This is a genomic window from Rossellomorea sp. ABR4_012 (assembly GCF_056159545.1).
The window spans coordinates 1-12,383 of sequence record NZ_JBSWVK010000001.1 but is presented as its reverse complement, the minus strand read 5'-3'; the positions used below and the strand labels follow the sequence as shown (position 1 = coordinate 12,383).

Sequence of the window (12,383 nt, the reverse complement as noted above, 5' to 3'; positions counted from 1 at the left end):
GCCCGAAAGAGCGAACCCTACCCAATGATTTTAACGCCCAATTCCGGTTGATATGACAAATTTCCTAAAAATTCGTATTATTTTTTCCTCAAAATGGAGGATTTTTGGGAATCAAAACGAAAGTATTAATAGTTAAAGAGAAAAAACATATAAAAGGGATACAGGAGGGGTCATATGACGCAAGAAGATTTAAACCCGAAACTGCAAAATGTCGTTGAAAATATAGAGAAAGTCATGATTGGGAAGAGAAAGGTAGCGGAATTGAGTGTAGTGGCTTTATTGGCTGGCGGCCATGTGCTGCTTGAGGACGTCCCGGGTGTCGGAAAGACGATGATGGTCAGGGCGCTTGCCAAATCTGTCGGGGCTAGCTTTAAGCGGATTCAGTTTACGCCGGATCTTCTTCCTTCGGATGTCATCGGGGTATCGATCTACAATCCGAAGGAAATGGAATTCAACTTCAGGCCGGGCCCGATCATGGGGAATATCGTTTTAGCTGATGAAATCAACCGTACGTCCCCGAAGACGCAGTCAGCACTGCTTGAAGGGATGGAAGAAGGAAGTGTGACCATCGACGGGAATACCCGCAGACTCGATAAGCCTTTTTTCGTTATGGCAACACAGAACCCGATTGAGTATGAAGGGACGTATCCGCTTCCGGAAGCTCAGCTTGACCGTTTCCTTTTAAAGATGAAGATGGGATATCCGGAGCCTGCGGAAGAGATGGAAGTGCTGCACCGGGCACAGAAGAATCCTCCGATTGATGATCTGGAGGCGGTCATGACTCTGGAAGAGCTGCGTTACCTTCAGGAAGAAGTGAAGGAAGTATTGGTGGATGACACCATTAAGAAATATATCGTGGATATTGCTGGCCGTACGAGAATCCATGCGAATGTGTATCTTGGAGCAAGCCCCCGCGGCTCGATTGCATTGATGAAGGCGTGTCAGGCATATGCATTCTTAAGAGGAAGAGATTATGTGGTTCCTGATGATGTTCAATTTCTTGCGCCATTTGTGTTTGCGCACAGAATTATCATGAAGTCGGAAGCCCGTTATGAGGGTATCACGCCGGAAGAAGTGGTGGAACGAGTGATGGCGCGCATTCCTGTACCTGTTCAAAGGCTTGTGAGATAGTATGAAGAACAAACTTAAGGTACTTAAGCCGATAGGCAAGCTTTTGCTTCTTCTTCTTTTAATTGCCATCACGTTTACGTATGCGATGTTTCAAGGTGGATTTGTGAGCTGGTTTTTATTTTACAGCTTCCTCCCTTTTGCTCTGTATTCGCTGCTCGTATTCATGTACCCGCTTTCCGATTTTTACGTGGAAAGAAGGTTTGAATCTGTCGAATACAAGGCGGGGGATGAACTTAAGGTGACGCTGACGCTGAGAAGGAAGCTGCCTTTTCCGCTTTTTTATATGATTCTTGAAGATGTCGTAACAGAGTCTCTTTTCCAGCAGTCTCAGTTTCAAAAAGCCAAATCAATGATTTATCCGGGATTCAGGAAGGAAATAAAGCTGTCTTATTATATAGACGAGCTTCCCCGAGGTGAACATATTTACTCTGCAGTGCGCCTTAAGACTGGCGACTTCTTTGGGGTATTTGAAAAAGATGTGGTCATAGACTGCAAGGATCAGCTGCTGGTTTACCCTTCGTTCGTCGAGGTTCCTTACAGACCGCTTGAGAATCGTTACGACCAAGGGATGACTTCGTCCAATGTGAAGATACAGAAGGATACGACGATGGCAACGGGTGTCCGGTCGTATCAGCCGGGGGACCGCTTTTCCTGGATTCATTGGAAATCGTTTGCCCGCACAAATGAACTGATGACGAAGGAATTTGAAGAGCGCCAGTCGCACGATGTACTCATCGTTCTCGACCGTGAGTATTCCTCTGCTTTTGAACCGATGGTCACCTTCACTGCTTCTGTCATTCGTTCCATTATTAAAAAAGGTGCACAGGTTGGGTTGGTTTCAATCGGGAAAGAACATCAATCATTTCCGATAAGAGGCGGTGATGAGCATCAAGGGCAGCTCTTCTATCATTTGGCGAAGGTCCAGCCGGACAGCCGTTTTGAACTGGGGAAAATACTCCAGGGTGAAGGGCTGAACTACTCTCAGTCTGCAGCTGTCTTCTTTGTTACAGCGTCCGTGTCGAAAAAAATGATCATGAGTGTCAATAATTATTCGAAACGCAACAGTTCAGTCGTTATTTTCCTGGTCAAGTCAAAAGGGGAGTCTTACACTTCCGAGGAAAAAGCATTGAATGCATACGCAGCCTCACGCGGAATCTGGCTGAAGGTGTGCTATGAAGGCGATTTCTCATCTGCCTTTTCGGAGGTGAAGCGCGCATGAGGGGAAAAGCATCTGCCAACCGATTTTATTCCGTCTTGATTTATCTGTTCGGATTCCTGCTTTTATGGGAGTGGCTGAAACCTTTGAAGGTCGTAACCGATACAGGTGATTTGACGTATTTTATCATCTTTATTGCATTGGCACTGACCCTATCCTACTTTGGGGTTCATTATTTGCTGTCGGGCACTGTTAAAGCCATCTTTATCATGGTCTCTTTACATGCCCTGTATTTTCCGGGATCGTTGTTCGATCTCACATGGCTTGGGGTATTCGCTAAAGACCTGTGGCATAACTTAGGTCTCACGATAGGCAGGGATTGGTCCGATTTGTCATTCTTCTTTCGAAGCCTGCTGTTCTTTATCCTGCTGTGGCTGATGACTTATCTGATTTATTACTGGCTGTCGGTCAGGAAAGCGATCTTGCTTTTTTATATCATGACGGTCACGTATATCAGCGTCATGGATACGTTTACGGTGTATGAGGGAGACAAAGCGATCATCCGTGTCGTAGTGTTTGGTTTCCTGCTTATGGGACTGCTCGCTCTTGAGCGGTTGATCCAGGGTGAAAAGCTGCTTGGTTCAAAAATGAGCAGGCACCGGTGGATTGTGCCGCTTACGGTGTTGCTTGGAGTCAGCTCGATTGCCGCTTTTGCGGCACCAAAGGCCGATCCCATCTGGCCGGACCCGGTTCCGTATATTAAATCCTTTGCAGAGGGTTCCGGTGGATTGAAGGGTGTCAGCAAGCTGGGCTATGATACGGACGATTCAAAGCTCGGCGGTCCATTCATCGGTGATCCGACCGTGGTCTTCACGGCTGAGGTGACAAGGGAACATTATTGGAGAATCGAAACGAAAGATTTGTATACGGGAAAAGGGTGGGAGCAATCCATGGAAGAGGAGGCAGGAGTCCCTTTCCGTTCGGCTGAGGAGCTTCCGTTTGCCCTAAACCCTAAAAATGAAGAGCGTGAACTTCAAACTGAAAAAGTCATGATCGAAGAAGCGTACCCTCATGTGGTATATCCTTACGGGGTTGAAAAGGTGACCGGGAATGAAGAAGGCTCGTTCGAATTCATGCCGGTCAATGAGAAAATCAGAAGCCTTAATGAATCCGGTGATCCTGAAAGGTTAGATGAGTATACTCTTGATTATCGTCACCCTTCTTATTCTCAAAAACGAATGAGGGCGGCAAACGCAGAACAGGAAGCCATGCAGGTTCCTGAGTTTGTGGACAGATACACGCAAATTCCTGCTTCCACACCGCAGAGGGTAAAGGATTTGGCGATTGAAATCACTCAGGACGAAGCTGACTGGTATGACAAAGTACGTGCCATTGAAGGGTATTTTGAAAAAGAGGCTTTTGTTTATGATCAATTCGACGTCCCAGTTCCTGAGGGAGATCAGGACTATGTCGATCAGTTCCTGTTTGAAACGCAAAAGGGATATTGTGATAACTTCTCGACATCAATGGTCGTCATGGTCAGGTCCCTCGGTATTCCCGCCCGCTGGGTAAAAGGATACACTGAAGGGGATTACAGCCGCCAGATTGATTCAGAGTACAAGCTCTATGAGGTCTCGAATAATAATGCCCACTCCTGGGTAGAAGTATTTTTCCCTGAAGTCGGCTGGGTTCCATTTGAACCGACGGTCGGGTTCAACGGCAACATAGCGTATGAGTATGATTTGGACCTTGAAGATTCAGAAGATGAAGACCAGGCGCCAGTGCCTGAAAAAGAAACGCCTAAAAAACCTATGCAGCCAGATGTTGAAGAAACATCAAACGGGAGCGGTTTTTCTTTCAAGGACCTTTGGGAGGATATTAAAACATTCTTTGCAGAAAACTGGGGTAAAATCCTGATTGGTTTCTTACTATTGATTTTGGCCGCTGCACTTGCTTATATTTTCAGAAGACGCTGGCTTCCTTACTTCCTGATCTTCTATTACCGGAGAAGAAAGTCTGAAGATGTTTATTCCGAAGCCTTTATCTCATTGGTGAAACAATTAGGAAGATATGGATTAAAAATGCAGGACGGGCAAACTCTCAGAGGGTTCTCCCGCTACATCGATTCCTTCTTTGGAACCTATGAAATGACGAGTTTGACCAACCGTTACGAGCGCACATTATATGGTCACAAGCCCGATCGGGAAGATTGGGTGAAGATGAGAGAATTATGGGAAAATTTAATTAAAAGAACAACTGGTTGACCGCTTCATCAACAAGGTTTAAAATGATGTCAAATTAATAATAGAGTTCGTTAGCATCCTTCGTATATCCTCGATAATATGGTTCGAAAGTTTCTACCCGGTCACCGTAAATGACTGGACTATGAAGGCAGTGTTCTATTTCGACATCTTTGCATGCCAAAAAACTAGAATCCTGCCTTTTTCACAGGCGGAGTCTAGTTTTTTTGCTTTTTAGAGGTCATTTTATGGTTGGGGATTAACAGTAAACTAAAAGCTTGTTGTATATTATTTTAGGATTGCTTGTTGGTTTTCGGATCCAGCTTTTGATTGGAGTGCAAGACGAAGACTCCTGCGGGAAAAGTAGCTAATGTGAGACCCCGCAGGGAGGTACGACCGAGGAGGCTCACGGGCTACCCGCGGAAAGCGAAGTCTTGCCCGGAAATCAAAAGCGGTGTTGAGGGGACCATTCTTTAAAAAAGAATTGCTAACAAAAGGATGTATTTGTGGATGGTAAGGGAATCATACACAAAAGAGAGATAAATAAATGGATGAGGTGAACTGAATGCTAGGTAAAGAGGAATTGCATAATCAGGAAATGATCGTCGTTTTAGACTTTGGAAGTCAGTATAATCAGTTAATCACACGAAGAATTCGTGAGTTCGGGGTGTACAGCGAACTTCACCCGCATACCATCACTCTTGAGGAAATCCAGGAAATGAATCCGACTGGAATCATTTTCTCCGGCGGTCCGAACAGCGTATATGGTGAGGATTCTTTCCGTTGTGATGAGCGAATTTTTGACCTGGACATTCCGATTCTTGGTATCTGCTACGGCATGCAGCTGATGACGATGCATTTCGGCGGTAAGGTAGAGCGTGCCAAACACCGTGAATATGGTAAAGCAGCCATCAATATCGAGAAAACATCAAAGCTCTTCTCCGGTCTTGAAGATGAGCAAGTTGTTTGGATGAGTCACGGGGACCTTGTCGTTGAAGCTCCAGAAGGCTTTGATGTAAATGCGACAAACCCATCATGTCCGATTGCGTCGATGAGCAACGAAGAGAAAAATCTTTATGCCGTTCAATTCCACCCGGAGGTACGTCATTCTGTTCACGGGAATGAAATGCTAAAGAATTTCGTATTTGAAGTGTGCGGCTGTGAAGGCGACTGGACGATGGAAAGCTTCATCGATATGGAAATGGACAAAATCCGTCAGATCGTCGGAGATAAGAAAGTGCTTTGTGCCCTTAGCGGCGGAGTGGATTCCTCTGTCGTAGCAGTCCTTATCCATAAAGCGATCGGTGATCAGTTAACATGTATTTTCGTTGATCATGGTCTTCTTCGTAAGGGGGAAGCGGATAGTGTGATGAAAACCTTCTCTGAAGGATTCAACATGAACGTGATCAAAGTGGATGCACAGGATAGATTCCTTGATAAGTTGAAAGGTGTTTCCGACCCTGAACAAAAACGTAAAATCATCGGTAACGAGTTCATCTACGTATTTGATGACGAAGCGACTAAGTTAGAAGGAATTGAATTCCTTGCGCAAGGAACCCTTTATACAGATATCATCGAAAGCGGGACAGCGACTGCCCAAACTATCAAGTCCCACCATAACGTTGGCGGACTGCCTGAAGATATGCAGTTCACTTTGATCGAACCTTTAAATACTTTATTTAAAGATGAAGTGCGTGCGTTAGGTTCGGAACTTGGTATTCCGGACGACATCGTTTGGAGACAGCCGTTCCCGGGTCCTGGTCTGGGCATCCGCGTTCTTGGAGAAATTTCTGAGGAGAAGCTTGAAATCGTGCGTGAATCCGACTATATCCTTCGCGAAGAAATCAAGAAAGCCGGCCTTGACCGCGATATCTGGCAGTACTTCACCGTCCTTCCTGATATTCGCAGTGTGGGTGTCATGGGAGATGCCAGAACCTATGATTACACAATCGGAATCCGTGCCGTTACATCGATTGACGGTATGACTTCCGACTGGGCGCGTATCCCGTGGGATGTTCTTGAGAAAATTTCGACCCGTATCGTAAACGAAGTCGATCACATTAACCGTGTGGTGTATGATGTGACGAGTAAGCCGCCTGCTACAATCGAGTGGGAGTAAACCATCGATAAATATATAAAAAAGGGTAATTGATACCCGCTTTGAATTTAAACCGAACATTTTATAATTAATTTTATAAAATGTTCGGTTTTCATATTGACCATCACGTCGTTCGTTGGTACAATAGTCATGTCATAATAAATCTTATATTTTTTGTTACGTCGTATAATTTCGGGAATAGGGCCCGAGCGTTTCTACCAAGCTACCGTAAATGGCTTGACTACGAGGTGATTGATGGAAGGACTTCGGCATATACACATACGTCCTATCTGTTTTTTATCTTATAGTCAAAGCTCTGAACTTTCGGTAGTTCAGAGCTTTTTTTATTTGAAATCTGCGACGCATAAGGGAGGACTACAGAAATGAAGAATTTCTTTCAGTTTGAACAACTGGGGACGAATTACAGAAGAGAGATCATCGGGGGACTGACAACCTTCCTGTCAATGGCTTATATATTGGTTGTCAACCCGTTAACGTTGACACTTCAATCAGTACCGGATCTTCCGGATAGCATGAGAATGGACTCAGGTGCAGTATTTGTGGCCACAGCTTTGGCTGCGGCAATCGGATCATTGATCATGGGGCTCCTTGCCAAATACCCGATCGCTCTTGCACCGGGAATGGGACTTAATGCATTTTTCGCTTATACGGTTGTTTTAACAATGGGTGTATCCTGGCAATCAGCTTTAACAGGTGTTTTAATTTCGGGATTGATCTTTATCGTGTTGACCTTGACAGGTGTCAGGGAAAAAATCATTAACTCGATTCCAGCAGAACTGAAGTATGCAGTTGGAGCGGGTATCGGACTTTTTATTACATTTATCGGTTTTCAAAATGCGGGGATCATAGTGAATAATGATGCTGTCCTTGTTGGACTTGGTGACCTTACTCACGGGAATACGTTATTGGCTATATTCGGCATCATCCTTACAGTGATATTGATGACAAGAGGCGTAAAAGGCGGAATCTTCATCGGTATGGTGGCTACAGCCATCGTAGGGATGTTAATGGGGTTGATTGATACTCCACATAAAGTGGTAGATGCTGCACCGAGCCTGGCGCCTACTTTCGGGGCAGCGCTTGATCCGCTGTTCAATGATGCAGGAAGTATTTTTACCATCCAAATGCTTGTCGTTGTATTGACATTCTTATTCGTGGATTTCTTTGATACTGCAGGTACACTCGTGGCAGTTGCTAATCAAGCAGGTTTAATGAAAAATAACAAGCTTCCACGTGCAGGAAAAGCACTATTCGCTGATTCTTGTGCAACAGTGGTAGGGGCTATCCTGGGTACATCCACTACAACTTCTTATATTGAATCCTCTGCAGGGGTTGCAGCAGGAGCAAGAACGGGATTTGCATCAGTCGTTACTGCGGTTCTATTCGTACTGTCGATCTTCTTCTTCCCATTACTCGATGTCATCACGGCTCCAGTTACGGCACCGGCGCTTATCATCGTAGGTGTGCTGATGGTATCATCCTTAGGTGAGATTGATTGGAAGAAATTCGAAGTGGCCGTTCCGGCATTCTTGACGATCGTTGCCATGCCGCTGACTTACAGTATCGCAACAGGTATTGCAATCGGGTTTATCTTCTATCCGATCACGATGATCATGAAGGGCCGCGCAAAAGAAATCCATCCGATCATGTACGGACTGTTCGTTATCTTTGTTCTGTATTTTATATTTATCGCTTAATAAACTTTCAATATCTTCGAAAATATTATTGAAGAATGTATAGTTATCACATTAAAAGCTGATCTCTTGTTGGAGGTCAGTTTTTTATTTTTAGGCCCATTATTAATTTTAGTTCAATCCAGCTGTTGATTGGAGTGCGAGACGAAGACTCCTGCGGGAAAAGCGAGACTGATGAGACCTCGCAGGAGCATAGCGACGAGGAGGCTCAGTGTCCGCCCGCGGAAAGTGAAGTCTTGCACGGAAATCAAAAGCGGTGTTCAAGAGCCGTTTTATATATGAATAGCTATAAAAAAGAGGATGTAAGAAGAAAGAAGAGAATGTAATACTAAAGGGGATTATATTTAATTGAAATATATGTTCATTTTCGTTAAAATCATGAAATCGGATACTGTCGAAATTGGTCGAAATGATGGGGAGAATTCATATGTCTACTTTGAGTGTAAAAAAAGCATTGAACAACAACGTTCTAATCGCCGAGCATGAGAGCTATGGGGAAGTTGTGCTGATTGGAAAAGGGATTGGGTTTAACCGTAAAAAAGGAGACCCTATTCAAAATGATATAGCCGAAAAAATGTTCGTCCTGAAAGGAGAGAAAGAGCAGGAACAGTACAAAAACCTGCTGCCATTCCTTGATGAGAATATTTCCAACGTGATCATCTCCGCTATTGAACTCATACGTGAACGGACGAATTCGTTTTTGAATGAACATATCCATATCGCCCTGACCGACCATATACTCTTTGCCATCAATCGACTGATGAGAGGGATGGAGATCAGAAATCCCTTTTTAGTAGAAACGAGAACTCTCTATCCATTTGAATATGAAATAGCCCGAGAGGTTGTCGGGATGATCAATGATATGACAGATGTGAATTTGCCTGAAGGGGAAGTGGGATTCATTGCCCTTCACATTCACAGTGCAATGATGAATAAAGATCTTTCTGAAGTGAATCAGCACTCTCAGTTGATTTCCAGGCTCACAACCATGATCGAACAGCAGCTGGATGTCAAAATCAACAAAGAAAGTGTAGATTATATGAGGCTTGTCCGTCATATTCGATATACAATCGAGCGGGTCCTGCGTGAAGAACGTGTCGAGGAACCGGAAAAAATCGCAAAACTGTTGAAAGAGGAATACCCTCTCTGCTATAATTTATCTTGGAAGCTGATCAAGATGATGCAGCAAACATTGAAGAAACCTGTTTATGATGCAGAGGCAGTGTACTTGACCATGCACTTGCAGCGTATACAGAATAAAGTCAAATAATGTACTTATCTATCTTACGTGTTACTGATTCGATCAGGCATGAGTAAAGAAGATAATTGAAACGTATGATTTGGGGTAGTCTATCCTTATACGTTCATTATCCTCTTTTCTCATGCCTTTTTTGTTTGCTATCATCTCATCTGCTGAAATAATCACTATTTATTTAATAAAAGGAGGAAAACACATGTTTAAAAAGGCTTTTGGCGTCTTACAAAAAGTCGGTAAAGCACTTATGCTTCCAGTTGCGATCTTACCGGCTGCCGGACTTCTGCTTGCATTTGGTAATGCCTTGCAGAATCCTACTTTATTAGAGATTGCTCCATTCCTTGCAAGTGGTGGAGTCGAAATGGTTGCCAGTGTCATGGAACAAGCTGGCGGAATCATCTTCGGAAACTTGGCACTCCTCTTCGCGGTCGGTGTAGCCATAGGGCTTGCTGGCGGAGAAGGTGTTGCCGGACTTGCAGCCATCGTTGGTTTCTTGATTATGAACGTAACGATGGGTACTGTGGAAGGATTGGGAATCGGTGATGTAACAGGTGAAGGGGTAGACCCTGCCTATGCTCTTGTTCTTGGAATCCCAACACTTCAAACCGGGGTATTCGGCGGTATCATCGTCGGTATTCTGGCAGCGTATATGTATAATCGTTTCTTCCAAATCGAACTTCCGTCTTACTTAGGATTCTTCGCTGGTAAACGATTCGTACCGATTGCAACGGCAGCATCTGCAGTTGTTTTAGGGTTATTGATGCTTTTAATCTGGCCGCCGATCCAAAACGGCTTGAATGCATTCTCGAACTTCATGCTGGGTGAAAACAGAGCGTTCGCCGCATTCATCTTTGGTGTCATCGAACGTGCTCTTATCCCGTTTGGTCTTCACCATATTTTCTACTCACCATTCTGGTTTGAGTTTGGAACGTACACATCTGAAGCTGGGAACATCATCCGTGGTGATCAGGCAATCTTTATGAAACAAATTCAAGACGGTGTTCAAGATCTGACAGCAGGTACCTTCATGACAGGTAAATTCCCGTTCATGATGTTCGGTCTTCCTGCAGCAGCACTTGCCATTTACCATGAAGCCCGCCCTGAGCGTAAAGCGGTCGTTGCAGGTATCATGGGATCTGCAGCCTTAACATCATTCTTGACAGGTATCACAGAACCCATTGAATTCTCATTCTTATTCGTAGCACCAGTTTTATTCGGTATCCATACAATTTTCGCAGGTCTGTCATTCTTAACGATGCATCTATTGGATGTTAAAATCGGTATGACATTCTCAGGCGGTCTGATAGACTATATCTTATTTGGTCTGATCAATCCTCAAACAAATGCATGGATTGTCATCCCTGTAGGTCTGGTATTTGCAGTCGTCTATTACTTCGGATTCCGTTTCGCGATCCGCAAATGGAACCTTATGACCCCTGGTCGTGAAGAAGTAGAAGATGAAGACGATGCAGGTGCAGGTACAGGTGCAGCCGGTGAACTTCCATACAATGTTCTTGAAGCGCTGGGTGGAGAAGAAAACATCGCTCACTTAGATGCATGTATCACCCGTCTTCGTGTATCAGTAAACGATGCGAAAAACGTTGATAAGCCAAGACTTAAGAAGTTAGGTGCCTCAGGTGTGCTTGAAGTCGGCAATAGCATTCAAGCGATCTTCGGTCCTAAATCTGATACATTGAAATCACAAATGCAAGACATCATGCGCGGTAAAGCTCCTCGTAAAGCGCAAACAAGCGCAAATGAAGAAGTGGAACAGCAGATTGAAGAAGTGAATCCTGATGCTCTTCAAACAACCGAAGAAGAAAAGAACGAAAAATTTGTATCACCTATCACGGGTGAAATCAAAGAAATCACAGAAGTACCAGATCAAGTATTCTCTGGCAAAATGATGGGAGATGGATTCGCGATCGTACCATCAGAAGGAACAATCGTTTCTCCTGTAGATGGTAAAGTCGTGAATGTATTCCCGACTAAGCACGCTTTAGGCCTTGAATCAAAGAATGGCCGAGAAGTATTGATCCACGTCGGAATCGATACAGTTAAACTAGAAGGTAAAGGCTTTGAAGCGCTGGTTAAAGAGGGAGATCAAGTAGAAGCAGGTCAACCGTTACTTGAAGTAGACTTAGATTATATCAAAGAAAACGCACCTTCTATTATGACGCCAATTGTCTTTACAAACCTTAAAGAGGGTCAGCAAGTGACTCTTGAAAAGACAGGAAAAGTAAATCGTAACGACGAGAATATCATCAAGATTGACTGATGAAAGTTGAGAAACCCCACACCGATTTTAGTATCGGTGTGGGGTTTTATTTTATATAGAAGAAAGAAGGTGCAAGGAGTGGGGGAGTATCTAGTGGGAAGAGGTAATCGTCTACCGTGATAGGGGGTTTGTAAAGGATGGGTTGGTGCCCGAGACAATAATTAAAGATGCTTCGCGGCTGTTAGTATAGTGGAGGTGAAAGGTAGATAGAATATGGATAGATTTAGACTCTATTAAAAAGTTTAAATTAATTTAGCGAAAACTGTTGACGGAACTCGGAATGGTTGATATACTTTAAAAACCGTCGCAAGTGAGACGCGGAAAACAACTGAAATTGATAGAAAAAATATTTTTGAAAAAAGTTGTTGACAAAAGCGTCGCATTCTTGGTATGATGGTTAAGTCGCTTCAAACGGAGCGCATCAACAAATTGAACCTTGAAAACTGAACAAAACAAGACAATACGTCAACGTTAATTCTAGATTTACCGCAACGATAGAATCGTTGCAAA

At 44.0% G+C, this 12,383-nt stretch carries 7 protein-coding genes and 2 riboswitches; all 7 genes read left to right on the top strand.

The features are described 5' to 3' along the window. Nucleotides 1–174: 174 nt before the first annotated feature. The 7 genes from ACXAFV_RS00035 to ptsG all read left to right on the top strand — a co-directional run bounded on the left by ACXAFV_RS00035 (nt 175) and on the right by ptsG (nt 11,873). Nucleotides 175–1,131: an AAA family ATPase gene (locus ACXAFV_RS00035; RefSeq protein WP_475123728.1), complete on the top strand. Its 957-nt coding sequence runs from the start codon at nt 175–177 to the stop codon at nt 1,129–1,131. 1 nt (nt 1,132) lies between these two features. Then, on the top strand, nt 1,133–2,350 hold the full coding sequence (locus ACXAFV_RS00030; protein WP_475123727.1) for a DUF58 domain-containing protein: 1,218 nt from the start codon (nt 1,133–1,135) through the stop codon (nt 2,348–2,350). Then, the gene (locus ACXAFV_RS00025) at nt 2,347–4,551 is read left to right on the top strand and encodes a transglutaminase TgpA family protein (RefSeq protein WP_475123726.1); all 2,205 of its coding nucleotides are present in this window, start codon (nt 2,347–2,349) and stop codon (nt 4,549–4,551) included. The genes ACXAFV_RS00030 and ACXAFV_RS00025 overlap by 4 nt, the downstream gene beginning before the upstream one ends. A 40-nt stretch (nt 4,552–4,591) precedes the next feature. Next, nucleotides 4,592–4,693: riboswitch (purine riboswitch) on the top strand. A 399-nt stretch (nt 4,694–5,092) separates the two neighbouring features. Beyond that, the gene (guaA, locus tag ACXAFV_RS00020) at nt 5,093–6,646 is read left to right on the top strand and encodes a glutamine-hydrolyzing GMP synthase (protein WP_475123725.1); all 1,554 of its coding nucleotides are present in this window, start codon (nt 5,093–5,095) and stop codon (nt 6,644–6,646) included. A gap of 141 nt (nt 6,647–6,787) precedes the next feature. Next, nucleotides 6,788–6,889, top strand: a riboswitch (purine riboswitch). 119 nt (nt 6,890–7,008) lie between these two features. Continuing rightward, entirely contained in the window at nt 7,009–8,343 is a 1,335-nt protein-coding gene (locus ACXAFV_RS00015) for an NCS2 family permease (RefSeq protein ID WP_475123724.1), read from the top strand. 424 nt (nt 8,344–8,767) lie between these two features. Beyond that, nucleotides 8,768–9,610 (top strand): glucose PTS transporter transcription antiterminator GlcT, encoded by an 843-nt coding sequence (glcT, locus tag ACXAFV_RS00010; RefSeq protein WP_475123723.1) that lies wholly within the window; start codon nt 8,768–8,770, stop codon nt 9,608–9,610. Between the two features lie 184 nt (nt 9,611–9,794). After that, a complete protein-coding gene (ptsG, locus tag ACXAFV_RS00005; protein WP_475123722.1) occupies nt 9,795–11,873 on the top strand; it encodes a glucose-specific PTS transporter subunit IIBC in 2,079 nt (692 codons plus the stop codon). Nucleotides 11,874–12,383 lie beyond the last annotated feature (510 nt).